We start from the raw sequence: 24,651 nt of genomic DNA on the forward strand, positions 1-24,651 counted from the left end.
CTCACCTCGTCAACGGGGAATTCAGGTAGGCATTGATGATGTCCGTGTAGATCTCCCGGGGTTTGCTGGTGCCGTCGCTGGGGGCGACCATGCCTTCCCGCTCCATCATCTCGATGATGCGCGCAGCCCGGTTGTAGCCGATGCGCAGACGGCGCTGGACCATGGAGATGCTGGCCTGCTTGGTCTCGGCCACCAGCCGCAGGGCATCCTCCCAGCGTTCGTCCTGCTCCTCGTCATCACCGTCGCTCCCCTTCTCGTCCGGATCCTTCATCTCCAGGATGGATTTCTCGTAGACCGGCTTGCCCTGCTTCTTGAGAAAATCCACCACCCGCTGGACCTCGGCGTCGGAGACGAAGGCGCCGTGGATGCGTTGCAGCCTGGAGGTCCCGGGCGGCATGTAGAGCATGTCGCCGGCCCCCAAAAGGCTCTCGGCCCCGTTGCAGTCCAGGATGGTGCGCGAATCGACCTTGGACGACACCTGGAAGGAGATACGCGACGGCAGGTTGGCCTTGATCAGACCGGTGATGACGTCCACCGACGGGCGCTGGGTCGCCAGGATCAGGTGAATGCCCGAGGCGCGGGCCTTCTGGGCCAGGCGGGCAATATGCTCCTCCACCTCGCGGCCGGCCACCATCATCAGGTCGGCCAACTCGTCCACGATGACCACGATGTAGGGGAGGTGGCTGTGCTCCAGCTCCTCCTCGGCGTCCACCGTAAAGGGGATCGGATCGACGGCCGCCTCACCCTCCTGGACGATCTCCTCCAAATCCTCGATGATCTCGGCTTCGGGGATGGCGCTCAACTCTTCCTGCTCCTGGGCTTCGCCGGCCAGCTTCTTGTTGTAGGACTCGATGTTGCGCACGCCCTTGTCGGCCATCAGTTTGTAGCGGCGCTCCATCTCGTTGACCGCCCACTTCAGGGCCAGGGAGGCCTTCTTGGGCTCGGTCACCACCGGCAGCAGCAGGTGGGGGATGCCCTCGTACATGGAGAATTCCAGCATCTTGGGATCGACCATGATCATGCGCACATCCTGAGGCGTGGCGGTGTAGAGCAGGGAGAGGATCATGGTGTTGATGGAGACCGATTTGCCCGATCCGGTGGAGCCGGCCACCAGCAGGTGCGGCGCCTTGCCCAGGTCCGTGACCACCGGCATGCCGGCGATGTCCTTGCCCAGGGCCAGGGGGAGCTTCATCTTGTTGTGGTGGAACTCCTCGCAGTTGAAGATCTCCCGCAGGAAAACCATGTCCCGATCGCGGTTCGGGACCTCGATCCCCACCACCCCCTTGCCGGGAATGGGGGCCACGATACGGATCGACATGGCCTGCAACGCCATGGTAAGGTCATCGGACAGTCCGGCGATCCGGCTGATCTTGATGCCGGGGGCGGGGGAAAACTCGTACATGGTGATGACCGGCCCGGGACAGATCTCCACCACCTCGCCGTCGATGCCGTAGTCCTTGAGTTTCTTTTCCAAAAGCCGGGCGTTCATGGTCAGGGCGTCCCGGTCCAGCTTCTTCTCGGTGACCGGGGGATTGTCCAGCAGGGAGAAGGGTGGGGTGAGGAAGTCGCCGTCGGCCTTGATGAACTCGAAGGATTCCTGGACCGAGGCGCTCTTTTCGGCTTCCTTTTTCCTGGCCTTCTCTTTTTTGAACACATTGGCCTGGACCGGCGGCGGGGTGGCCGGTTTGATGACCGGCCCGGCCGCTGCCGCGGCAACCGGCATCCCCTCCTGCTTGGCCTTTTCCCGCTGGCGCTCCTTGAGCCCGTGGGCGCGGCGTTCCTGCCAGGCGAGCCATTTGTGCTTGATGGTCTCCAGCCACCACCCGGCAAAGAGGATGAAGGAGAAGCGCGACAGGATCATGATCGAGGCCGCCAGGAGCGGCAGCAGGAGGAGCATGGAGCCGGTTACGCCGACCGTTGCCCGGAGCTGGCGGGCGACGATCACCCCCACGGCGCCGCCGGTGGGGACCTGCTGGCCCAGGAACATGGTCTTGTCCCGGAAGAAGGCGAACAGGACGGAAAGGGTGAGCATCAGCCCGAAAAACGCCAGAAGCTTGTAGGAACGCAGGCGGATCTCTTTGAAGCGGAACAGGGTGTAGGCCATGTACAGGAGGGCCAGGGGGACCAGGTAGGAGGCCAGGCCGAAGCAGATGAAGAACAGGTCGGCCACCTGGGCGCCCAGACGCCCCCCCAGGTTATGGACGGTACCCTCGTTGGAGTAGCTGTTGAAGGAGACGTCGCCGGCGTTGAAGGTCACAAACGCCAGCAGGATGAAGACGCCGACCGTGGCGAGCGCCATCCCCTGCAGTTCTTTGGTAAGTTTTTCTTTTCTTTGTTCTGCCATGGGGTCTATAGACTCAAATTCGCAATCAGGTAATGATGAAATCGGGTCATATTACCTGCAATCCGGGGGGAGAGGCAAAGGAAAAAATGGAGCCGGGCCGCAAAAGGAGTTTATTTGACCTTTGTCATGTAAGATTCCGGGATAAGGGGGCATGATGACAACCATGGAAGCGCTTACGAAGCAGCAGAAAAAGGATATCAGGCTGATCGGCAGGTTTGTGGAGGTCTACTGCGCCGACAAGCACGGAGCCGGAGAACGTTCGCTGTTCGGCCTTCCGGCAGGGTTGGGAGAGCACGCCCTGTGCGCCGAATGCGCCGAATTCATGGCCTATGCCGTCGCCCGGCGGTTGAAGTGCCCCCTGGAGGCGGAGAAGCCGACCTGCAAGCGGTGCCGGATTCATTGTTACAATGAGGCGAACCGGGCGAAGGTGAGGGAGATCATGGCCTACTCCGGGAAGAAGCTGCTGTTGCGGGGGCGGCTGGATTATGTGTGGCATTACTTGTTCTGAGATCGAGAATCAAAACCTGCCGCAGAGACGCGGAGACACAAAGGAACTCAGAGATAAAGCTTGAGTCAAAAATTTACGGGGAAAAAGGAGAAAAACATGTTGAGAAAGATCGTAAAGATAGACCAGGACAAATGTGACGGCTGCGGGTTGTGCGTTCCCTCGTGCGCCGAAGGGGCCATAAAGATCGTTGGCGGCAAGGCGGTGCTTTCGGCCGAGAACCTGTGCGACGGCCTGGGGGCCTGCCTGGGCGAGTGCCCGCGTGGCGCCATTACCGTCGAGGAGCGGGAGGCCGACGAATTTGACGAAGCGGCCGTTGAGCGGCATCTTGTCGCCGAGGGTAAGCCCGTTCCCGGCCATCATCACGCCGCCCCGGCACCTGCCCAGCATCACCACCACGGCGGCGGTTGCCCCGGTTCCCGCGCCATGAGCTTCGCCCGCCCGCAGGCGGCGGCCGCTTCGGAACCCACCGGCAGCCGCCAGAGCCAACTGGCCCAGTGGCCGGTGCAGCTGCACCTGGTCTCCACCAGCGCCCCCTATTTCCAGGGCGCCGACCTGCTGATCACGGCCGACTGCGTGCCGGTGGCCTATGCCGGCTACCACGAGGATTTCCTCAAGGGGCGCGCCGTTGTCATGGGCTGCCCCAAACTGGACGACAACCAGTTCTACCAGCAGAAGCTGACCGAGCTCTTTATCCGTTCCGATATCAAGAGCGTCACGGTGCTGAAGATGGAGGTGCCCTGCTGCGGGGGGATCGCCGCGGCTGCCCGGCAGGCCGTTGCCGCCAGCGGCAAGCAGATACCCTACAACGAGGTTACCATCGGCATTCAGGGGCAGATCAAGAAATAGGATTCCGTTGCGGGGGTGTTCCAACAAGGCTTTTATTGCTGACAGACGCTGCAAGTTTGAGTTAGTATACAAAATTTGCATCATTGGAATTCAGTAATAAAACACCCTGGAGCACCCCCGTGAGGCAACGGTCCGCACTTACCATCACGCAGTTCAAGACACGCGTCAGGCTTATCGTCGGGCTGCTGCTGGTGGTTGTTATCGCTATCTCGGCCTGGCAGATGGCTTCCGAACGCCACGCCATCGTCAATGCCGCCGAAAAACAGTCCGAGGGGTATGTCCGCGCCCTCGGAGAACACGCCGGCAGCGCCTTTGCCGAGGCGGACCGCGCCTTGCAGGATATCGTCGGCGAGATCGATCAGCGGGGGGGGATGGAGCGGGTCGATCAACGCACCCTGTTCCACCTCATCAGGCGCCAGGGAGGCGATACCCCCCAGATCGGCGCGATCTTCATCGTCAACCGCAGCGGGGTCATGACGGTCAATTCCCTGGAGTTCCCTTCCCGGCAGATCAACGTTGCCGACCGGGACTATTACCTCTCCGGCAGGGGCAACCCCCGCGCCGGGCTCTTTTTCAGCAGGCCGCTCGTGAGCCGGTTGAGCAATTGCTGGCGTTTCACCATGACACGGCCGCTCGTCGCGGCGGACGGCAGCTTCTCCGGGCTGGTGGCGGCGGCTTTCGAGATCGATTACTTCCATCGCTTTTATACCTCGACGAGCCTCGGGCCGCGGGGCAAGGTGCTTCTGGTCCGAACCGACGGGGCGCCGCTGGTGAACGAGCCGTTTGCCGAAAACGCCTATACGACCGACTTCCGACAGTCCGCTCTCTTCCGACGCTATCTGCCCCATGCCCCGGCAGGAACCTTCCGCGGCTCTCAGAGCCCCCAGGATACCACCCCCCGCATTATTTCATACTATCGGATCTCCCGCTTTCCCGTCGTGGCTGTCGTCTCCCTGCACCAGGGCGACTTCCTGGATTCCTGGCGGCAGAAAGCCGTTTTTCAGGCAACCATCCTGGCGGGCCTCAGCCTGACCATCCTCTTGCTGATGCACCTGTTGCTGAACTACCTCGACCGCCTGCACGGGGCGCAGAACTCCCTGCGGGAGGAGCGGGAACTGGTTCGGCTCAAGGCGGCGCAAATCGATGCCGCCAACGACGCGATCCTGTTGACGGATCGCGAGGGGCATCTGCTGCACGTCAACACGACCCTGTGCCACATGACCGGTTTTACCCAGGACGAACTGCGGCACAAGAACCTCCGTGACCTGCAGACCCGGGAATTTGCGGCCTGTACGGATGCCCACACCACCGCGGCCCTGGAACGCGGAGAGGCGGTCTTCGAGTCGGCCTACCTTGCCAAAGGTGGAACGGTCCTGCCGGTGGAAATCCATGCCCGGGCCATGACGGATGACGGGAAGGGCCTGATCCTGAGCATCGTCAGGGATATCAGCGAGCGCAAGCGCAACGAGTTGCGCGAGCATACCAGGCTGCGCATCCTGGAAGAGATGGCGACCGGCGCCGGTCTGGCGGACATCCTGCTCCACATTGTCGGCTTTGTGGAGCAGGAGTGCAGAGGCGCGCTCTGCTCCATACTCCTCTTGGATGAGGACGAACAACACCTCCGCCGTGGCGTCGCCCCGAGCCTTCCCGATTCCTATAACCGGGCCGTTGACGGGCAGCGGCCCGGTCAGTGGCTGCTCTCCGGCGGGGCGGATGGCCGCCGATACCGGCGGATGATCGTGGACGATTTGGCGGCACACCCCTCGTGGAGAGACTTCATCCCCGCCCGGGAAGCGGGCCTGCGCGCCTGTTGGGCGGAACCGGTGTTTTCGTCGGAGGATGAGTTGCTCGGCACCGTTGCCATGTACTACCGGGAGCCACGGACACCGGATCAATTCGAGATCCAGATGATCGAGACCGCCGCGCATCTCGCCAGCATCGCCATCGGACGCTTCAAGATCGAGGAACGGCGGAACCATCTTGAGGTGCAACTGCACCATGTGCAGAAGATCGAGGCCATCGGGCAGTTGGCCGGCGGGATCGCCCATGACTTCAACAACCTCCTGACCCCCATACTCGTCTATGCCGAAATGATGCAGAACAAACTGGCCAAGGACGACCCCCAGAGGGGCAAGACCCAGGGGATTATCTCGGCGGCCTGCAAGGCGCGGGATCTGACCCAGCAGCTTCTCAGCTTCGGGCGCAAGCAGATGCTCACGATCCAGCCGGTGGACCTGAACGGGATCGTCCGCATGTTCCAGGATATCCTGCGCCGCACCATTCGGGAGAGTGTCTCCATCGATATCCGCCTGGCGCCGGGAAAGGTCGTCGCCCTGGCGGATCGCGGCCAGATCGAGCAGGTCCTGCTCAATCTGGCGGTCAATGCCCAGGATGCGATTACGGGGAACGGCACCATCATCGTCGAAACCGGCCATGTGGTGCTGGACAGCGAATATGCCCGCCTGCATCCCGGCATGCGGCCCGGTCCCTATGCCTTGCTGGCCTTCAGCGACAATGGCTGCGGCATGGATGACGAAACCCTGGTGCACATCTTCGAGCCGTTCTTCACCACCAAGCAGGTGGGGCATGGGACAGGGCTCGGCCTGGCCACGGTCTACGGCATCATCAAGCAGCATGAAGGGTATATCACCGTGAGAAGCGGCAGTGGGGAAGGGACGACCTTCTGCCTCTATCTGCCGCTCGGCCACCATGAAACGGCCGCAAAGGAGCTGGAACCCGCTGCACCGACGGCGGCGCCCGGCACGCCCCGCGGCGGGAGCATCATGGTTGTGGAGGACAACGACATGGTCCGGGAGATGACGGTGGAACTGCTGGAGTCATCGGGCTATCGCGTGCTTGTGGCGGACCATCCCGCCGCGGCCCGGGAACTCGCCCGGCAGCACAGGACCGTCATCGACCTGCTGGTAACCGATGTGGTCATGCCGGAGATGAACGGCAGGGAGCTGTACGGCTGTTTGCATGAATCCCTGCCCAAGCTCAGGGTGCTGTATATTTCCGGTTACGCCAATGAGCTCTTTGTCCACGACGGGATGCTCGAAGAGGGCATTGATTTTCTCCAGAAGCCGTTCACGGCGGAACGCTTTCTGGAACGGGTCAGGCAGGCGTTGGAGTGATTAAGCCGCCGTTCCTGTTTCAGGGGGGCACGCGGATGAACCGCCGTCCTTGCATGGGGGGCTTCCCATGAAGATATTCCGGGGTATCCCCTCCCGCCATGGGTCTGGTGTGGTATACTTGCCGGCAATGATATCCCACCTGCCGGGAGCGAGACCATGAACCCACGAATCGAGATCATACGGGGAGACCTCACGCATATGGCCGTGGACGCCATTGTCAATGCCGCCAACAACACCCTGCTGGGCGGCGGCGGGGTCGACGGCGCCATCCATCGGGCGGCCGGGCCGGAACTGATGGCGGAATGCGCCGGCCTGGGGGGCTGCGAGACCGGGGATGCCAAGATTACCAGGGGCTACCGGCTGGCTGCGCGCCATGTCATCCATACCGTTGGCCCGGTCTGGCGCGGCGGCGCCCAGGGAGAACCGGATCTTCTGCGAAGCGCCTATAGGCGCTGTTTTGAGGTGGCCGCAAAGAGCGGGCTGGCGAGCATCGCGTTTCCGGCCATCAGTTGCGGGGTGTACGGCTACCCCATGGGGGCTGCGGCCCTGATCGCGCTGGCGGCGGCAAAGGAGGCCGCGGCGTGCGATCCCGCGCTGGAGCGGGTCGTCTTCGTCGTGTATAACGACGAGGCGCTGCAGGTCTATCGGCAGGCGGCCGCGGCCCTGAAACTGGAAACGGATTGAGGGGGGAGCGCTACTGGGGAGGTTCCTTGTCTTCCGAGATGCTGGTCCGCCAGTTGAAGGCGTCCAGTTGGGCGGTCAGCAGGGTTGCGATGGGGATGCCGCAGGTTTCGGTCAGGTTGGTGACTTCGCCGAAGTTGGTCTGTTCCAGGGTCTCGGCCAGGGCCAGAAGGCCACCCAGCTTCCCCTCGCGGTTGATCAGCGCCGCGGAGATTTCGTCGTTCAACTGCAATTCGCGCACTACCCCCTCCACGGAGGTCTCGAAAAGCACATCGACCAGCGACAGGATGCCGAGCATGAAGGCCGCCTCCACCTGTTCGCTGCCCCGGGGCAGGTGGTAACGCTCCATGACCAGGTACTCCAGCAGGCGTCCCCGAACGGCGGCCATCTCCAGCAGGGGGTTGTCGACCCCGCGGCTGTCGGCGCTGGCAAAGATGGCCAGTTGAACCCAGCGGCGCAGCTTGCCGAGCCCGAGCAGCATGATGGCGTGCCGCAGGCTCTTGATCTTCTCCCGCAGCCCCAGATGCACCGAATTTACCAGTTTCAGCAGGTTGTACGACAATTCCGGGTGGTCCCTGAATACCTCCTCGATCTTGCCGAAATCCGTTTCGCTCTTAAGGTAGCCGAGCAGCCGCAGCATAGCCATCTTGGAAGGTTCGAGCCCTTTGCGCTTGAGCACCACCGGCCGTTCGAAGAAGTACCCCTGGAAGAGCTCGAAGCCCAGCTCGAGGCAGTCCTGAAACTGCTCCTGGGTTTCTATCCGTTCCGCCAGGAGCGTGAGGGGAAACTGGCGGAGCGCGGCGACGGCCTCGTGCAGGACGACGGGATCGGTCTCCAGGAGGTCGATCTTGACGATGTCCACGAAGCTATACAGATCGTGGTGGTCCGGGGAATAGATGTGGTCGTCCAGGGCGATGCGGAAGTTCTTGGCCTTGAGTTCGCTGCAGCGCTCCTTGACCGCGCCGGTCAGTTCCACCGACTCGAGCAGCTCCAGGATGGTTTGCTTGGGAGGCAGGACTTCGACCATGTCCGAGAAGAGCACATCGTGGGTGACGTTGATGAAGCCATCCTTGTCCCCCAGCACATTGCGGAAGCCGAAGTTGGCCATGGCGCTGGATATGACGCTCATGCTGGCCTGGTCCTGGCTTTCGAATTCGCTGTAATTTTTCTCGGTCGAACGGAAGAGGAGTTCGTATCCCACGATCTCCTGGCGGATGTTCAGGATCGGCTGGCGCCCCAGAAAAAATTTTGTAAGCGATGGTCCGTTCATGGCTGGCTCTACCCGCGCCCGAAGCGCAATTCTCCCCATGGTTGCCGATTGTCCCGCCGGTCGGGCGGACGAAAGGATGATAAACTTTACCATCGTATTGCCAGGAATGCGATGGTAAAGTTGCAGGACTCCCCCGGCGAATATGCCCGCGGGCCACGCGCGTCACTTGCCGATGACGCCTCTGTTGTGCTACAACAATGCCATGCTTCAACTCATAGATATCTCCAAAGACTTTGCCGGCAACCCGCTTTTTACCGCCATTTCCTGGCACCTGAAGAAGGGTGAGCGGGTCGCCCTGGTAGGCGAGAACGGCGCCGGCAAATCCACCCTGATGAAGATCATCGCAGGACTCAGCGAGCCCACCTCGGGCGAGATCCAGCTTGCCCGGGGCGCAAAGGCCTCCTATCTGCCCCAGGACGGCATCGTCACCAGCGGGCGCACCCTGTTCCATGAAGCGCGGACGGCGCTTGCCGAATTGCTGGCCATGGAGGACGAGTTGCACCGCCTGGGGCAGGAATTGGAACGGCTCCCCCACGATGCCGCCGAACATCCCGCGGCCCTCCAGCGTTATGGAGACCTCCAGGAGCAGTTCCGCCACCGGGGCGGCTACACCATGGAGGCCGAGATCGGGACGGTGCTGAAGGGGCTGGGGTTTTCCCAGGCGGACTGGCAGCGGGACTGCGGCGAGTTCTCCGGCGGCTGGCAGATGCGCATCGCGTTGGCCCGTTTGCTTTTGCAGAAGCCGGACGTGCTGCTCCTGGACGAGCCGACCAACCACCTGGATATCGAGGCCCGCAACTGGCTGGAGGAGTACCTCTGCTCCTATCCCGGTTCGGTGGTCCTGGTCTCCCACGACCGATTCTTCATGGACCGGGTCTGCAGCCGGATCAGTGAGGTCTGGAACCACACCATCGCCGACTATCATTGCAGCTACTCCACCTACCTCGTGCAGCGGGGTGAGCGGGTCACGGCCCTGCGTGAGGCCAAGCGCCGTCAGGACGAGGAGATCGAGAAGTCCGAGGACTTTATCCGCCGTTTCCGTTATCAGGCCAACAAGGCCTCGCTGGTGCAGTCGCGCATCAAGCAGTTGGACAAGATCGAACGGATCGTGCTGCCGCCGGAGCGGAAAAAGATCCGTTTCCACTTCCCCCCCGCCCCCAAAAGCGGCAAGACCGTCATGGAGCTGAAGGGCCTGACCAAGGCCTACGGCGACCATGCGGTCCTCAACCGGGTGGATCTCGTTATCGAAAAAGGGGAGCGGGTCGCGCTGGTGGGGCATAACGGGGCCGGCAAGTCGACCCTCATGTCGGTCCTGGCCGGCGCCGAATTCCAGGGGGGCGAACGGACCCCCGGGCACAACGTGGTCATGGATTACTTCGCCCAGGACCAGGCCAGCGTGCTGGACGCCACGCGCAGCGTCTACGACGAACTCTATGCCGACGCCCCCTACGACATGGTCCCCCGGTTGCGGGACATCCTGGGCGCCTTTCTCTTCTCGGGGGACGACATCCACAAGAAGGTCGGTGTCCTCTCCGGCGGCGAACGCAACCGCCTGGCCCTGGCCAAGATGCTGCTGCGTCCGTCCAACCTGCTGCTGATGGACGAACCGACCAACCACCTGGACCTGTTCAGCAAGGAGGTGCTGCTGGACGCCCTGCGCTCCTTCGACGGTACGGTGGTGTTCGTCTCCCACGACCGCTATTTCGTCAATGGTCTGGCTACCCGTGTCGTGGAGGTCGATGGCGGCACCCTGGTCAATTACTACGGCGATTACGAGTATTATCGGGAGAAAAAGGAGCGGTCCGAGCCGGCGGCCGCCGCATCTCCCACTGCCGCGCGGAGCGCCGCCGCTGCGCCGGTGGCGGCCGACGACTCGGGCGCAGCCGCACCGCCGCTGCCGCTCCCCGAGATGACCAAGGAAGAACGCAAGAAGGGGCGTGAGGAGGAAAAACAGCGCAAGCGGGAGGAACAGGGGCGCCAGAAGCAGTTGGCCGCCGTGGAGTCGGAGATTGCCCGCACCGAGGCCGAGATCGCCCGCCTGGAGGTGGAGATGAATGGGCCCGGCTTCTTCGACGACCCGCAGCGGGGCGCCGAGGCGGGCGAACGCCATGTTGCCCTCAACGTCCGGTTGGAGGAGCTGTATGGGGAGTGGGAGGCGCTGTCGGGGTAGGCTGCCGGCCGATACGGCCACGGCTATGCGGCCTTGTCGTCCCCAAAACCGGCCCCTTTATTCTGCCTAAAAGCGATGGACCGCCCCTTTACGGCGTGCCGGATAACTGCAAGGCAGTTCAGGCGGTTAAGCCTGGCGAAACCGGATTTACCCTCTGTGGCATTTATTTAGTAAAACGCTTTTGCATTTTGATACTCCCTGTGGTATTTACTACAGATAAATTTTTTTGTTATTGCATGGGGAAGCAGGACAGCAAAATTCAACGGTGTTTACCTGTCGCCACAGGGTTGAAAGCAGGCCCGAAAAAGGTTGCCGAGGTTTTCACCCAGGACCCAGCCATTGCCCTAACCAGCCTGATCATGGCTGTTTGCCCGCCCTTCTTCCGTCGCAATTCCCATCGATATACGGCGCTAACACCGTCAGTATGATCAATCATGCTACCTATCTTGACCAAGATCTTTCCGGTTTTATTAGGTATGAAACTTACTTAAACATGAGGAGGAAGTGGTATGGGTTACGAGGTAAAGAACGAGCAGTTGCGGAAGTGGGTCGAAGAAGTTGCGGCGCTGTGCGAACCCGATGCGATACATTGGTGTGACGGCTCCGATGCGGAGTACGACAACCTCTGTAACCTGCTGGTGAAGAGCGGAACCTTCCGGAAGCTGAACGAAGCGAAACGTCCCAACAGTTACCTGGCCTGGTCCGACCCCAGCGATGTGGCCCGCGTCGAGGACCGCACCTTCATTTGCAGCCTTTCCAAACAGGATGCCGGACCAACCAACAACTGGATGCCCCCCAAGGAGATGAAGGAAACCCTGCACAAGCTCTTCAAGGGCTGTATGAAGGGGCGCACCATGTATATCATCCCTTTCAGCATGGGACCGCTCGGCTCCAATATCGCCAAGATCGGGGTGGAGATCTCGGATTCCCCCTATGTCGCCGTCAACATGCGGATCATGACCCGTATGGGCAAGGCTGTTCTGGATGTGCTCGGCGACGGCGAATTCGTCCCCTGCCTCCACTCGGTGGGTGCTCCGCTGCAGCCGGGCCAAAAGGACGTGATCTGGCCGTGCAACAAGGAAAAGTACATCGTCCACTTCCCGGAAGAACGTTCCATCTGGTCGTTCGGCAGCGGTTATGGCGGAAACGCCCTGCTCGGCAAGAAATGCCTGGCCCTGCGGATCGCCTCCAAGATCGCCAAGGACGAAGGGTGGCTGGCCGAGCATATGCTCATCCTGGGGATCGAATCGCCTCAAGGCGAGAAAACCTATCTGGGGGCGGCCTTCCCCAGCGCCTGCGGCAAGACCAACCTGGCCATGCTGGTGCCGCCTGCATCCTTTAAGGAGAGCGGTTGGAAAATCTCCACCGTGGGCGACGACATCGCCTGGATCAAACCCGGCCCCGACGGGCAGCTGTATGCCATCAACCCCGAAGCGGGCTTTTTCGGCGTGGCCCCCGGCACCAACGTCAAAACCAACCCCAACGCCATGGCGTCCTGCTCCCGCAACACCATCTTTACCAACGTCGCTCTGACGCCGGACGGCGATGTCTGGTGGGAGGGGATGAGCGATGAGCCGCCCGCAGAGTTGACCGACTGGCAGGGCAACGCCTGGACCCCCGGTTGCGGCAGGAATGCCGCCCACCCCAACTCCCGGTTCACCGCGCCTGCGGGGCAGTGCCCTTCCATCGATCCGGAATGGGAAAACCCCAAAGGGGTGCCGATCAAGGCCTTTGTATTCGGCGGCCGCCGCAACAACGTCATCCCGCTGGTGTACCAGGCATTCAACTGGAGCTACGGCGTTTACCTGGCCGCGACCATGGGTTCCGAGACCACGGCCGCTGCGGTGGGCAAGGTCGGCAACGTGCGCCGCGACCCGTTCGCCATGCTCCCCTTCTGCGGATACCATATGGCCGATTATTTCAATCACTGGCTCCAGGTTGGGCGCACCAACCCCAATCCGCCGCGCATCTTCAGCGTCAACTGGTTCCGCAAAGACGCCAACGGCAAGTTCCTCTGGCCCGGTTATGGCGAAAACATGCGGGTGCTGAAATGGATCGTTGACCGGGCCAATGGGCGGGGGTCGTCCACCGAAAGCCCCCTGGGCTGGATGCCGCGCTACGAGGACCTGGACTGGACCGGGTTGGACAACGTCACCCGCGAGCAATATTCCGAGTTGATGTCCATTGACCGGGATGTATGGAAGGAAGAGGTCCTTTCCCATGAGGAGCTGTTCGTCAAGATGTACGACCGCCTCCCCAAGGAATTCCTCCATATCCGTGAATTGATTCTTTCCAGCCTGTGGCGTTCCCCGGAACATTGGGAGCAGATCGGCGAGGTCAATTCCGAAGGGTGGAATGAATAAGGGCCGCTACAGCCACTGAACCCCGGCCCGGGCCGGGGTTGGCAAACTTAAGAAAGCTGGGTAAGACGCCGCAGGGGTATGGTTTCTCGCCCAGCTTTTTTTTAAACCGTTCCGCAGGGAATAACCGCCATATATCACACGGGAGGTGCGACGATGAAATTCAACGATGTCACCCGCGGCACAGGGCTTGAGGAGCACGGCATCACCAATGCGAACCTGATCTTCTGGACCCCTCCCACGGCGGTCCTCTACGAACAGATCATCAAGCGCGGCGAAGGGCTCGTCTCCCACCTGGGAGCCATTGCCGTCAAAACCGGTCATTACACCGGACGGGCCGCCAATGAAAAATTCATCGTCGATGAACCGGCGTCCCGCGACAACATCGCCTGGGGCAAGGTCAACAAGCCGTTTGATCCGGCCAGGTTCGACGCCCTCTATGACCGCATGCTGGCCTACATGCACGGCAAGGACCTGTTCGTGCAGGACTGCTTTGCCGGTGCCGACCGGGAGCACCGCCTCCCGATCCGGGTCATCACCGAGAAGGCCTGGCAGTCGCTCTTCGCCCGCAACATGTTCGTGCGCGCCACCCAGGAGGAACTGGCGACCATCCGCCCCGAGTTCACCGTCGTCAACATGCCGAACTTTCACGCCGTTCCGACGGTGGACGGCACGAACTCGGAGACCTTCATCATCGTCAACTTTGCCAGGAAGCTGATCATCATCGGCGGCACCAGTTACGCCGGTGAAAACAAGAAGTCGGTCTTCACCATCCTCAATTACCTCCTGCCGATCGAGAAGAAGATCCTTTCCATGCATTGCTCGGCCAATGTGGGGCCCAAGGGGGACACGGCCATATTCTTCGGCCTCTCCGGGACCGGCAAGACCACGCTTTCGGCCGACCCCCACCGTTCGCTGGTCGGCGACGACGAACACGGCTGGGATGACAAGGGGATTTTCAACTTCGAGGGGGGGTGTTACGCAAAAATCATCAGACTTTCCCGGGAGGCCGAACCGGAGATCTACGAAACGACCCGCAGATTCGGCACCATTCTGGAAAACGTCGCCATCGACACCCAGAGCCGCAGGGTAGACCTGGACGACGATTCGTTCACCGAAAATACCCGGGCATCCTACCCCCTGACCCACATACCCAACATCGTGCTCTCGGGAACGGCCGGACATCCCAGCAACATCATCATGCTGACCTGCGACGCCTACGGCGTGCTGCCCCCCATTGCGCGGCTCACCAAGGAGCAGGCCATGTACCACTTCCTCTCCGGTTACACCGCCAAGGTCGCCGGCACCGAAGCGGGGGGCAAGGAGCCCTCGGCCACCTTTTCCACCTGCTTCGGCGGCCCGTTCATGCCTCTCGACCCGGCGGTGTATGGTGAACTGCTCCGGGAAAAGATCGCCCGGCACACGGTGTCCTGCTGGCTGGTCAATACCGGTTGGAGCGGCGGCCCCTACGGCGTCGGCTCGCGCATGAAGATCGCCTATTCGCGCGCCCTGGTCAACGCCGCCCTCGACGGCACCCTGATCGCCGGGAGCTTTGAGCAGGACCCCTTCTTCGGTCTGGATATCCCCACCAGCTGCGCGGGGGTGCCGGCGGAGGTGCTGAATCCGCGCAACACCTGGGCCGACAAGGCCAAATACGATGAAGCCGCCCGGAAGCTCGTCGAGTTGTTCAGGGGGAATTTCGAGAAGTATCGGGCCTCTGTCCCGGATGACGTGGCAAACGTCATGTGATCCGGCTCAAAAGCAAGAACGGGCGCTGCTTCCGGCAGCGCCCGTTTCTATTCATCCACCTCGATTTCCCGGACCCGCATCTCTTCCCCCGTTTCGATGGTTACCCGATAGCCGCCGCAGCGGCTACACGATCCAAAGGCCGCGGTGAGCGGCGTGTCCATCCCGCAATCCAGGCAATGCCCCCGGCCCGGAATTCGCAGGATATTCAGGCGCGCCCCCTCCAGCAGGGTGCCGCGGCTGCATGCCTCGAAGCAGAACTCCACCGCGTCGGGGACAACGCTGCTCAGTTCCCCGATCTCCACGTCCAGCGAGAGCACGCGCCTGCCGCCGGCATGTTGTTCGCAAATATCGATGATTCCCTGGGTTATGGACATCTCGTGCATGGTGGGTTCTCCTGCGGTAGCGCGCATTCATCTGCTGCGCTGCATTGGTACTGCTCGCACTCGGATAATTGAACACAAAAAAAGCCTGCGGGTTGCCCCGCAGGCTTGTGCAATCCACACAGGGAAAGCAGAATTACTTCTTGTCGGCAGCAGGAGCTTCCGGAGCCTTAGGAGCTTCAGCAGCAGGAGCTTTAGCGGAAGACATCGGTTTCTGCTCAGGAGCCGGAGCAGCGGCAGGAGCCGGAGCAGGAGCAGGAGCTTCTTCCGTCTTTTTCTTGCAGCCAGCAGCAAAAACGGTAGCAAGGGCCAGTACCAGCGTCAGGGAGATCAGTTTTTTCATTTTGTGTCACCTCTTTCTCTTAGAATTCACCATTTGAACGCTATGCGCATGGTTTTGAAAATCAAACACGAAATATACTCGCAAAAAAAACTATGTCAATATTTTTTTATGCAAATAGAGCTATTTTTTTAGAAAAAATAATTAGAACACAAATCAAACCGTCTGCGGCAGCGGTTCGCTGCGGGCCACGGGGATCAATGATGAAAGCGCCCTTTGCGCCCCTGATGCGCCGGCGTCGGTGATTTGTGACAATCGAAACATGCCAGCTCCTCGACCTTTTTGGTGTCAAGGGGGGATTGCTGCTTGCCCTGCTGGGAGAGGTTGTATTCCGGGGTCTGGAAATATTGCCTGCCCCGTTCATCGGACACCATGGCCGGTTGATAGGTGACCTGCCAATTGGCGGAGATCGCCAAGGTGTGGCACTGGTCGCAACCGCCGGGCGGCGGAATGCTCTTCCAGGCGGAGAACATGGTGCAGCCGCTGAGAGCCAGGCCAAGGGCCGCCGCAACAGCGGCAACAAGATATTTCATGATGAAGCTCCTCGCAAGGGGTGACGACAAAGCTTACCCTCTGATCTTGACCTAAGCAAGTCATTTTAAGCAAATTCGCTAAAAATAGCAGGAATCATCCGCCTGAGGCATCCTGCGGCTGATGTTGCGGTCAAGGTCTTTTGCGGCATCAGGGAGCGGTTTCTGCCCATCGGTTGCGCCACCAAGAGGCCGAGGGCACATGAAAACGGGCCGCAATGGCGGCCCGTTTTCATGCCTGCCGGTGTCCCCGGCGTCTTACGGCGCGACAACCTCGAATGGCCGCATCATGTCGTTATCCTCGTGTGAGAGGATGTGGCAATGCCACATATAGATGCCGAGGCGGTCGAATTTTGCGCGGATGCGCACATATCCCCGATTGTTGGGATCCGGATTGCCATTCGGGTCCAGACCGCCCGGCGGGACCTTTACCGTATCCTTCAAGCCTGTTTCGTTGCCGGTGACGGTATAGTTCCTGTCGAATTCGAAGTCAAGCGGCGTACGTCCGGCCGGGTCGGTATCCTTATTGAGTGCGGCATAGCGGGGCGGCAATCCGAGGGCGGCCGGGATGTAGCCGGTCAGGGTCCCCTTCTCCACGACCTCGAAGCCGACCAGGTGGAGGTGCATCGGATGCATATCGACGGTGCCGTTGACGATGATCCAGTCCTCCACGGTATTCAAGACCGGTTTTTCCGTGATCGGGTCCGTAAAAAGGTTTCCGTTCAGGAGCAGGAGGTGGCGGTAGAAGAGGGTTCCCTCGCCGGCCGGATCATAATTGATGCCGAAGATATCGCGCAACTCCTGGAGATCGACGATACGGACGTTATCCGCAGCCGCCAGAGGCGTGTGCGGCCGGGAGGCGGTGGCCGCGCTGGTATCGGTGCCTGAAAGGGGTTTCGTCACCGTGAATTGCATGATCTTGCCGGTGGTCTTCGGATCGGGCGGGTTGCCGCCGGGGTAGGGGCCGTTGGCATTATTGCGCATGGTGATCTTGGTGCCGGGCGGCACCTTTGAGAAGTCGATGATGAGATCGGCACGTTCGGCAAGCGCGAGCAGGATGCCGTTGTCCTCCGTGTCGCCCACGGTGGCGGGTGTCGGGAGCAGACCGCCTTCATTGCCGATCTGGGTGATCATGCCTGCGGGGAGCGGGCTGCCGTTGGGAAGTTCGATCCACAGGTTGTAAAAGCGTGAATCGGAGCCGTTGAGCAGCCTGAAGCGATAGCGCCGTGGCTCGACCTCGAGCTTTGGCCAGACCTTCCCGTTTACCATGATGGTGTTGCCGAAAAACTCGGGAAGGGACGACAGAACAGGCCTACCGTTTGCGTCAACGATCGGGAGATGGGTGTAGGGGTCGAGCAAGGGGGTTGTGGGGTAGGCGATGGAGCCGTCCTCGTAGAATGATTTGTCCTGAATGACCAGGGGAATCTCGTAGTTCCCCTTGGGCAGGTTGAGGCTGTCCTCGTAATTGTCCCTCAGGATATAAAAGGCGGCAAGCCCGGCGTAAACGTTGAGCCGGGTAATCCCCATGGCATGGTCGTGGTACCACAGCGTGGTGCCCAATTGATCGTTGTCATAGGTATAGGTGACGGTATTCCCGGCCGGCCCACCCATGCCGTTGGCGGGAGCGTTCGGGTTGTTGGTGAACCAGTACAGCGGGTTTCCGTCAAAGCCTGACTGGGTGTGGCCGCCGTGGAGGTGGGGAACGATACGGATTTCCGGCTCTCCATTGTTGGTCCCGTCCAGCGTCGGATCAACGTACAGGAGGTGCTTCGTGAGCAGGTTGCCGGCAGCGTCACGGAGATCATTGATATATTTGACTACAACCTTTCTGCCCGATGTGTCGAGGGTCGAGCGGGCCTCGATGGTCGGCCCCAGGTATCCTGCGCTGAGGCCGTTCACAGAGTAGCCCCAGACCGTGCTTCGGACCGGCTTGCCGGTGTATGGATTCGTGAGTTCGCTGCCGTCACTATTCCTCAGCCCGAAATCATAGTCGGTGCTTTGCTGAGCCTTGACCACGTAAAAGTCGGATCCGGCGACGGATGTCGTGTCGGCGGTGGCCGCCGGGATGATCGGCAGGGGTGTGGCAAATTGTTGGAGCATCAATGGGTTGAGCGGGCTCTTCGAACCGGAAGCGGCGGAACGCGTCGAAATATTTGTGGTGTCGCCGTTGCATCCCCACATCATCAGGGCGCAGCCGGCAAGCAGTATGGAGCGATAGTACCGATACGCCCGGTGTGGCCATTTTCCCTTTGCCATGTTGAACCTCCCCACTGTTTTTGTTGGATCGTAGAGGCGGGCCGAGGGCGTATCGCTTACACGACGCCCCCCAACGCACTGATTTGGCGAGTACGTTTGCAGTTATCGGGCCCAAAAAAATAGATTAATAATAACCGGATGTTATCGGGATGTTTGCGCGAGGGGACGGGACGGTGCTGCAATAAACGTTGCAGCCGATGCGCGGCGAAACGTGTGGTCTAAGCCCGCGAGAGATGAGGGAAGAAGAGGATGTCAATATTTGTTGATTGTGCAACAAATATGGATAGGGGCGTTGCTGATGCGGCTAAATCACGAGAGGGGGATGGCGCCATGGGGGGGAGCGCTGCAACCGGCCGATAATGAACCGGTCTGCGACATTGTGCCGTTTGTTGCGATACGGCCGCTACGGGATAAGGCGAGTCAAGAGACGTTGCTCTCCCCGGAGAGGCCGAGTATCCTGACGGCATTATCCCGTGTGGCCGCGGCAACGGTTTCCGGCGTGTTGTTTTTGGCCGCTGCGAGGGCGAGCAGGGTCTCGACCATCCAGGCCGGCTGGTTGGCGCTCCCCCGGTGGCCCTGGGGGGACAGGTCGGGGGCGTCGGTTTCCAGGACCAGCTGTTCCAGCGGGACCTCCCTGGCGAGGCGCAGGGGGCGCACCGCGCCTGGCCAGGTCAGGGTGCCGGAGAGGGAGATGAGGAAGCCGAGGCGGATAAACTCCCGCGCCATCTCCGGCGACCCGGAGAAGGCGTGCATGATCCCTCCCACCCGATCGGCCCGTTCCTCCCGCATGATCTGCACGGTCCGCTGGAAGGCCCGGCGGCAGTGCACCAGCACCGGGAGTCCCCGGGAGGCGGCCAGCCTGAGCTGCCCGCGGAATGCGGCTTCCTGGATTTCGAGGGGGACGGGGTACGTCGGGTCCAGGCCGATCTCGCCGATGGCAACGCTGCCGGCGGCCAGCCGGGCCAGGGCGGAGAGGGCGTCATCGTCCGCCAGAGCGGCATGCATGGGATGGATGCCGACGGCGGGCAGGATCTCATGGTGCGCTGCCGCCAATGCCCGGATCCGCTGCCAGCCGTCGGGATGCACCCCGGGCACCACGAACCGGGTCACCCCGGCCCGGCGCGCCGCCGCAAGCGCCTGGGGCAGGTGCGGGGCAAGCGGCTCCAGGTCCAGGTGGCAGTGGGTGTCGATCAATCCCGCGTGAGCTTCGGATTGCAAATATGGCTGATTCGGATACACTGGACTGCATTCTCCCGGAGCGCCCATGACCAACGATCACCCCCCTGAACTCTCCATCATTGTGCCGGTTCTCAACGAGGCCGCCTACGTGGCGCCCCTGTTCGCCACCCTTGCCGCCCAACAGGGCATCCGTTTCGAATTGATCCTCTGCGACGGCGGTTCGGAGGACGGCACCCCCCAGCGGGCCGCCCGCCTGGCCCGGCAGGTGCCGTTTGCAACAGAGGTCGTCCCGGCGCCCCGCGGTCGCGGCCGCCAGATGAATGCCGGTGCCGTGGTTGCCCGCGCCGATACGCTGCTGTTTCTGCACGCCGATTCGACGTTCGCCGCGGCTGATGCCCTGGCCCGCGGAGTCGCGGCGCTGCGGGCCAGGCAGGCCGCCGCCGGGTGCCATGAGGTCGCCGGGCGTTTTGCCCTGCGTTTCCACCGGAGTGACGCCACGCCATCCCCGGCCTATTTCTTCTACGAGGCCAAGGCGCGCCTCGACCGCCCGGAGTGCATCCGGGGCGACCAGGGCTTCATGCTGCCCCGCCCGTTCTTCCGGTCTCTGGGCGGTTTTGACGAGCAGATGCCCTTTCTGGAGGACCTCCGCCTCGCGGATGCGGTGGCGGCGCGGTGCGACTGGCTGCTCCTCCCCGCCGAGATCGGCACCTCGGCCCGCCGCTTTGAAGCGGAAGGGCTGTGGGAGCGGCAGGTGCTGAACGCCATCATCGTCAACTGCCTGGTGGCCGGCTGGACGGAGTTCTTCACCACCCTTTCCGGGCTGTACCGCTTCGACGCCTATACCGGCCGGCTCTCGCTCCACCCGATCCTGGACGGCATCCGCACCCTGCTCGCGTGCCGGTCGGGGGAGTGGCGCCGCTCCTTTTGGCGCATTACCGGCCGCCATGTGGCCGCCAACGCCTGGCAGATCTTCTTCTGGCTGGATACCCGCCGCGCCTTTTCCCGGGGGAAGGGGCCGGGAGAGGTTGCGCCTTGTTGGCTTCGGCTGTACGAGCGGCGCCTGAAGCCGCTCTTCGGCACCCTCCCCGCGGCCCTGGCGGCAGCAGGGTTGGTCCGGCTCTGGTTCGGCTTCATGCTCATGCGCCCTTTGCAGGGAGCGGCTACAAAAACCAGGCAAACAGGTTGACCAGCTTCTCCAGCAGCTGAGACAGCTTGCCCCGGCGCTCGTGGTCTGCAAGGGTGATGGCCCGCGAATCCCGGAAGTCCTGCTCCAGCATCCGGGCGATCTGTTTGCCGAAGGAGTTGTTGTCGACGATGCAGTTGATCTCGAAATTGCGGTGGAAGCTGCGCTGGTCCAGGTTGGCCGAGCCGATCACCGTCCGTTCGCCGTCGATCAGCATGACCTTGGCGTGCAGCACCTCCCGCTCCACCTCGCAGATCTCGATGCCCGCCTTGAGCAAGGCCGTATAGTAGCTGCGCCCTACCAGCCGCATCAGCGGCACGTCGCTTTTTGCCGAGAGCAGGATGCGCACCCGCACGCCGCGCCGGACCGCCCGTAGCAGGGAACGAACGATGCGCGGGCCGGGAACGAAGTAGGGGGTGACGATGAGGACGCTTTCCGAGGCGGAGGTGATGGCGGCCAGAAAGGCGCTGCGTATGTAGGATCTGCGGTGGTGCGGCCCCCCGCTGACGATGATGACGTTGGCCCGTCCGGGGCGGGGTGCGCCCGGGTCCCTGCCGCCGGTGGGAACCCGGGGCGGTTCGTCCCGTTCCATCTGCCAGGTTTCGGAAAAGATGCGTTCCAGTTCATGGACGGCGCAGCCGGTGATGCTGAAACCCACGTCGCGGAATTTGACAGGGCTCGAGACCAGACCGGCGTATTCGTCGCCGATGTTGAATCCTCCCAGAAATGCCCGGCGGCCGTCGATGATGGCCATCTTGCGGTGGTCGCGTTTGTCGAACCAGTGGATGCCCCGCTTGAATGAGGGCACGTTGAAGGAGAGGGGCTTGATGCCGTGCCGGGCCAGGTCCCTGAAGTAGGCGGAGGGGGTCTCGACGCAGCCGATGTAATCGTAGATCAGGAACACCGGCACGCCCCTTTGCTGTGCATCGAGGAGTTCGGCGGCAAAGGCGGAGCCGGTGGTGTCGTTGCGGATCAGATAATATTCCAGGAGGATGTACCGCTCCGCCGAGCGGATGGCGCCGAAGAGCGCCCGGAAAAAATCAGGGCCATCCGGGTGGAGCACGACCCGGTTGCGCCGGTAGGTGACCGGCTGGCCCACGAAGCGGATATGCCGGAACAGGCGCAACATCCGCACCAGGCGCTTGTTATGCCGAATGGGAGCACCCTTAGCCATGATACCCCGCCTCGCATCCCGTCTTCGCAGCATCTTTGCCCCGGCCTCAATCGCAAAATCCGTAGGCGTTGACCCTGCTACGCCTGCGGTTTTGCTCAATCGGCCAAGTCAAATCTGCCGCAAATCCGGGCGCGGTACTCGCAGCAGTTATTTACGGACAAGCTCATTGATTTGGAATCGGTATTATTCGACAGTAACGCTCATCCGCCCCACGCCCGTGATCTCGGCAACCATGCCGTCCCCCGGCTGGACCCGGCCCACGCCGGCGGGGGTGCCGGTGAGGATCACGTCCCCCTCTTCCAGCGTAAAGATAGTGGAGAGATAGCTGATGATCCGGGCCACCGGATTGATCATCAGGCCGGTGGAGCCGTTCTGGCGTTCTGCGCCGTTGAGCAGCAGCCTGATGGTCAGGTCCTGCGGATCGGGAACCTGCGCCGCCGGGGTAAATGCCGACAAGGGGCAGGAGGTGTCGAACCCCTTGGCGATCTCCCAGGGCAGCCCCTTCTTCTTGAGGGTGTCCTGCACATCCCGCAGGGTCATGTCGATGGCGACCCCATAGCCGGCCACATGGGACAGTGCCTCGGCCTCGGGGATATCCTTGCCGTCCGTGCCGATCAATACCGCCAGTTCCGCCTCGTAATGGCATGCCGTGCTGTAGGGGGGGATGACCACGGTGCCGCCGTCGTCCACCACCGCGGTGGCCGGCTTCAGGAAGACCACCGGCGCCGCCGGGGTCTCGTTCCCCAGCTCCTTGATGTGGTCCACGTAGTTGCGGCCGATGCAGAGGATCTTGCCGATCAGGTATTCATTGTCCGTGGCGGGTATCTTTGCGGTTTTCATAGCAGACTCTCTCCTGTCATCTCCGTGGGTTGGGCCAGGCCCAACATCTTCAGCATGGTCGGCGCGATGTCGGCCAGCCGGCCCCCTTCGCGCAACACGGCATCTTTGCGGCTGTCGTCCACCAGGAGCAGCCACACCGGGTTGGTGGTGTGGGCCGTGAACGGCTCGCCGTTGTCGTCCGCCATCTGCTCGGCGTTGCCGTGGTCGGCCGTGATCAGCGCCGCGCCCCCTTTTTCCCGCACCTTGGCCACGATCCTGCCCACGCAGTCGTCAACGACCGTGACCGCCCTGGCGGCCGCCTCCAGGACGCCGGTGTGTCCCACCATGTCGCAGTTGGCAAAGTTGAGGATGATCACATCGTAGAGGTCCCGGTCCATACGCTTCAGCAACTCCTCCGTCACCGGGTAGGCGCTCATCTCCGGCTTCTGGTCGTAGGTGGCCACCTCCTTGGGGGAGGGGATCAGGCAGCGCTCCTCGCCGGGGAACGGGGCCTCCACGCCGCCGTTGAAGAAAAAGGTCACATGGGCGTATTTCTCGGTCTCCGCGATGCGCAACTGCTTCAACCCGGCATGGGCCAGGACATCGCCCAGGATGTTGGTCAACTGCTCGGGGCCGTAGGCGATGGGCAGGCCGAAGGTGGCGTCGTATTCCGTCATGCAGACATAACCGGCCAGCTTCGGACGGCAGCGGCGCGGGAAACCGTCAAAGTCGTCCAGCGCCAGGGCGCGGGTGATCTCCCGGGCCCGGTCGGAGCGGAAGTTGAAGAAGATGAAGCCGTCGCCGTCCCTGACCGTGCCGACCGGCGCGCGGTTTTCCGTGATCACGGCCGGGACGACGAATTCGTCGTGCACCCCGGCGCCATAGCTGGCCTCGATGGCCTCCCGGGCCGAGGCGCGTTGTTCCCCCTCGCCGCACACCATGGCGTTGTAGGCCTTTTCGACCCGTTCCCAACGGTTGTCCCGGTCCATGGCGTAGTAGCGCCCCATGACCGTGGCGATCCGGCCGGTGCCGATCCGCCCGATCTCCGCCTCCAACTGGGCCAGGTAGTCGCTGCCGCTCTGGGGCGGGGTGTCGCGGCCGTCCAGGAGGCAGTGCACGAACACCTCCTTCACCCCTTCCCGTTTGGCCATCTCCAGCAGGGCATACAGGTGGCTGTTGTGGGAGTGCACCCCCCCGTCGGAGAGGAGCCCCGCCAGATGCAGCCTGCCGCCATTGGCCTTGGTCTTGGCGATGCACTCCAGCAGCACCGGGTTGGCGAAGAAATCCTTGTCCCGGATCGATTTGGTGATGCGCGTCAGGTCCTGATACACGATCCGGCCGGCGCCGATATTGAGGTGGCCGACCTCCGAGTTGCCCATCTGGCCGTCGGGCAGGCCCACCGCCATGCCGGAGGTATGGATCCGGACATGGGGATAGTCCGCCAACAGCCTGGTCAGGTTGGGGGGGTGGGCCAGGGCGACGGCGTTATTGTCGGGATTGGCGTTGATCCCCCAGCCGTCGAGGATCATCAGGAGAAGCGGTTTGTTCATGGGCGGACCCCGTATTCATGGAATGGTGGGTACTGTAACCACGTGGCATAACTGTAAGTCAAAACAGCCGGGGCTTCAAGCGCTATATCTCGTTTCTGTCCGGAAACCCGGACGCAAGCTGCCCAGCATGGTGCATGCACATAAAAAAAGGGCCCCGAAAACGGAGCCCTTTTTTGTA

18 protein-coding genes are annotated in these 24,651 nt (G+C 62.0%); 8 read left to right on the forward strand and 10 right to left on the reverse strand.

Going from position 1 to position 24,651, the window contains the following annotated elements; genetic code table 11:
- Position 1: 1 nt before the first annotated feature.
- Positions 2–2,344 (reverse strand): DNA translocase FtsK, encoded by a 2,343-nt coding sequence (locus tag F6V30_RS03850; protein WP_151155165.1) that lies wholly within the window; start codon positions 2,342–2,344, stop codon positions 2–4.
- A gap of 151 nt (positions 2,345–2,495) precedes the next feature.
- On the opposite strand from F6V30_RS03850, the gene F6V30_RS03855 reads away from it, so the two are divergent.
- The 4 genes from F6V30_RS03855 to F6V30_RS03870 all read left to right on the forward strand — a co-directional run bounded on the left by F6V30_RS03855 (position 2,496) and on the right by F6V30_RS03870 (position 7,516).
- Positions 2,496–2,852, forward strand: coding sequence for a nitrous oxide-stimulated promoter family protein (locus tag F6V30_RS03855; RefSeq protein WP_151155166.1), 357 nt, complete (start codon positions 2,496–2,498; stop codon positions 2,850–2,852).
- Between the two features lie 96 nt (positions 2,853–2,948).
- On the forward strand, positions 2,949–3,698 hold the full coding sequence (locus F6V30_RS03860) for an ATP-binding protein (RefSeq protein WP_151155167.1): 750 nt from the start codon (positions 2,949–2,951) through the stop codon (positions 3,696–3,698).
- A gap of 119 nt (positions 3,699–3,817) precedes the next feature.
- Positions 3,818–6,832, forward strand: coding sequence for an ATP-binding protein (locus F6V30_RS03865; protein WP_246163179.1), 3,015 nt, complete (start codon positions 3,818–3,820; stop codon positions 6,830–6,832).
- 156 nt (positions 6,833–6,988) lie between these two features.
- Positions 6,989–7,516 carry an O-acetyl-ADP-ribose deacetylase gene (locus tag F6V30_RS03870; protein ID WP_151155168.1) on the forward strand — a complete coding sequence of 176 codons (528 nt, stop codon included), beginning with the start codon at positions 6,989–6,991 and terminating at the stop codon, positions 7,514–7,516.
- Positions 7,517–7,526: 10 nt separating this feature from the next.
- On the opposite strand, the gene F6V30_RS03875 is transcribed toward F6V30_RS03870, so the two are convergent.
- The gene (locus tag F6V30_RS03875; RefSeq protein ID WP_151155169.1) at positions 7,527–8,783 is read right to left on the reverse strand and encodes an EAL and HDOD domain-containing protein; all 1,257 of its coding nucleotides are present in this window, start codon (positions 8,781–8,783) and stop codon (positions 7,527–7,529) included.
- Between the two features lie 202 nt (positions 8,784–8,985).
- Between F6V30_RS03875 and F6V30_RS03880 the strand changes: the two genes are divergently transcribed.
- From F6V30_RS03880 to F6V30_RS03890, 3 genes are all read left to right on the forward strand, one after another.
- The gene (locus F6V30_RS03880; protein WP_151155170.1) at positions 8,986–10,953 is read left to right on the forward strand and encodes an ABC-F family ATP-binding cassette domain-containing protein; all 1,968 of its coding nucleotides are present in this window, start codon (positions 8,986–8,988) and stop codon (positions 10,951–10,953) included.
- A 509-nt stretch (positions 10,954–11,462) separates the two neighbouring features.
- Entirely contained in the window at positions 11,463–13,316 is a 1,854-nt protein-coding gene (locus F6V30_RS03885; protein WP_151155171.1) for a phosphoenolpyruvate carboxykinase (GTP), read from the forward strand.
- Between the two features lie 153 nt (positions 13,317–13,469).
- Positions 13,470–15,062 carry a phosphoenolpyruvate carboxykinase gene (locus tag F6V30_RS03890; RefSeq protein ID WP_151155172.1) on the forward strand — a complete coding sequence of 531 codons (1,593 nt, stop codon included), beginning with the start codon at positions 13,470–13,472 and terminating at the stop codon, positions 15,060–15,062.
- Between the two features lie 47 nt (positions 15,063–15,109).
- Here the strand turns inward: F6V30_RS03890 and hypA are convergent, their stop codons facing one another.
- The 5 genes from hypA to F6V30_RS03915 all read right to left on the reverse strand — a co-directional run bounded on the left by hypA (position 15,110) and on the right by F6V30_RS03915 (position 19,786).
- The gene (hypA, locus tag F6V30_RS03895; protein ID WP_151155173.1) at positions 15,110–15,445 is read right to left on the reverse strand and encodes a hydrogenase maturation nickel metallochaperone HypA; all 336 of its coding nucleotides are present in this window, start codon (positions 15,443–15,445) and stop codon (positions 15,110–15,112) included.
- 133 nt (positions 15,446–15,578) lie between these two features.
- Positions 15,579–15,785 carry a hypothetical protein gene (locus F6V30_RS03900; protein ID WP_149308437.1) on the reverse strand — a complete coding sequence of 69 codons (207 nt, stop codon included), beginning with the start codon at positions 15,783–15,785 and terminating at the stop codon, positions 15,579–15,581.
- A gap of 194 nt (positions 15,786–15,979) precedes the next feature.
- A complete protein-coding gene (locus F6V30_RS03905) occupies positions 15,980–16,315 on the reverse strand; it encodes a cytochrome C (RefSeq protein ID WP_151155174.1) in 336 nt (111 codons plus the stop codon).
- Between the two features lie 255 nt (positions 16,316–16,570).
- Complete coding sequence (locus tag F6V30_RS03910; protein ID WP_151155175.1) at positions 16,571–18,568, reverse strand: multicopper oxidase family protein; 1,998 nt, start codon at positions 18,566–18,568, stop codon at positions 16,571–16,573.
- Positions 18,569–18,988: 420 nt separating this feature from the next.
- The gene (locus tag F6V30_RS03915) at positions 18,989–19,786 is read right to left on the reverse strand and encodes a TatD family hydrolase (protein WP_246163181.1); all 798 of its coding nucleotides are present in this window, start codon (positions 19,784–19,786) and stop codon (positions 18,989–18,991) included.
- 46 nt (positions 19,787–19,832) lie between these two features.
- Here F6V30_RS03915 and F6V30_RS03920 point away from each other — a divergent pair, with 46 nt between their 5' ends.
- Positions 19,833–20,933, forward strand: a complete 1,101-nt coding sequence (locus F6V30_RS03920; protein ID WP_151155177.1) for a TIGR04283 family arsenosugar biosynthesis glycosyltransferase — start codon at positions 19,833–19,835, stop codon at positions 20,931–20,933.
- Here F6V30_RS03920 and F6V30_RS03925 read toward each other — a convergent pair.
- From F6V30_RS03925 to gpmI, 3 genes are all read right to left on the reverse strand, one after another.
- Entirely contained in the window at positions 20,908–22,104 is a 1,197-nt protein-coding gene (locus tag F6V30_RS03925) for a phospholipase D-like domain-containing protein (RefSeq protein WP_246163184.1), read from the reverse strand. The two genes, F6V30_RS03920 and F6V30_RS03925, sit on opposite strands and share 26 nt — an antisense overlap.
- A 183-nt stretch (positions 22,105–22,287) precedes the next feature.
- Positions 22,288–22,944 carry a fumarylacetoacetate hydrolase family protein gene (locus F6V30_RS03930; RefSeq protein WP_151155179.1) on the reverse strand — a complete coding sequence of 219 codons (657 nt, stop codon included), beginning with the start codon at positions 22,942–22,944 and terminating at the stop codon, positions 22,288–22,290.
- Entirely contained in the window at positions 22,941–24,473 is a 1,533-nt protein-coding gene (gene gpmI, locus F6V30_RS03935) for a 2,3-bisphosphoglycerate-independent phosphoglycerate mutase (RefSeq protein ID WP_151155180.1), read from the reverse strand. The genes F6V30_RS03930 and gpmI overlap by 4 nt, the downstream gene beginning before the upstream one ends.
- Between the last annotated feature and the right edge of the window lie 178 nt (positions 24,474–24,651).

The sequence above is a fragment of the Oryzomonas sagensis genome, assembly GCF_008802355.1.
GTDB lineage: Bacteria > Desulfobacterota > Desulfuromonadia > Geobacterales > Pseudopelobacteraceae > Oryzomonas > Oryzomonas sagensis.

What these genes read in the sequence shown, in the direction of transcription:
- F6V30_RS03850 (WP_151155165.1), bottom strand. Translation starts at nt 2,344, where the DNA reads ATGGCAGAACAAAGAAAAGAAAAACTTACCAAAGAACTGCAGGGGATG.
- F6V30_RS03855 (WP_151155166.1), top strand. Translation starts at nt 2,496, where the DNA reads ATGATGACAACCATGGAAGCGCTTACGAAGCAGCAGAAAAAGGATATC.
- F6V30_RS03860 (WP_151155167.1), top strand. Translation starts at nt 2,949, where the DNA reads ATGTTGAGAAAGATCGTAAAGATAGACCAGGACAAATGTGACGGCTGC.
- F6V30_RS03870 (WP_151155168.1), top strand. Translation starts at nt 6,989, where the DNA reads ATGAACCCACGAATCGAGATCATACGGGGAGACCTCACGCATATGGCC.
- F6V30_RS03875 (WP_151155169.1), bottom strand. Translation starts at nt 8,783, where the DNA reads ATGAACGGACCATCGCTTACAAAATTTTTTCTGGGGCGCCAGCCGATC.
- F6V30_RS03880 (WP_151155170.1), top strand. Translation starts at nt 8,986, where the DNA reads ATGCTTCAACTCATAGATATCTCCAAAGACTTTGCCGGCAACCCGCTT.
- F6V30_RS03885 (WP_151155171.1), top strand. Translation starts at nt 11,463, where the DNA reads ATGGGTTACGAGGTAAAGAACGAGCAGTTGCGGAAGTGGGTCGAAGAA.
- F6V30_RS03890 (WP_151155172.1), top strand. Translation starts at nt 13,470, where the DNA reads ATGAAATTCAACGATGTCACCCGCGGCACAGGGCTTGAGGAGCACGGC.
- hypA (WP_151155173.1), bottom strand. Translation starts at nt 15,445, where the DNA reads ATGCACGAGATGTCCATAACCCAGGGAATCATCGATATTTGCGAACAA.
- F6V30_RS03900 (WP_149308437.1), bottom strand. Translation starts at nt 15,785, where the DNA reads ATGAAAAAACTGATCTCCCTGACGCTGGTACTGGCCCTTGCTACCGTT.
- F6V30_RS03905 (WP_151155174.1), bottom strand. Translation starts at nt 16,315, where the DNA reads ATGAAATATCTTGTTGCCGCTGTTGCGGCGGCCCTTGGCCTGGCTCTC.
- F6V30_RS03910 (WP_151155175.1), bottom strand. Translation starts at nt 18,568, where the DNA reads ATGGCAAAGGGAAAATGGCCACACCGGGCGTATCGGTACTATCGCTCC.
- F6V30_RS03920 (WP_151155177.1), top strand. Translation starts at nt 19,833, where the DNA reads ATGACCAACGATCACCCCCCTGAACTCTCCATCATTGTGCCGGTTCTC.
- F6V30_RS03925 (WP_246163184.1), bottom strand. Translation starts at nt 22,104, where the DNA reads ATGGCTAAGGGTGCTCCCATTCGGCATAACAAGCGCCTGGTGCGGATG.
- F6V30_RS03930 (WP_151155179.1), bottom strand. Translation starts at nt 22,944, where the DNA reads ATGAAAACCGCAAAGATACCCGCCACGGACAATGAATACCTGATCGGC.
- gpmI (WP_151155180.1), bottom strand. Translation starts at nt 24,473, where the DNA reads ATGAACAAACCGCTTCTCCTGATGATCCTCGACGGCTGGGGGATCAAC.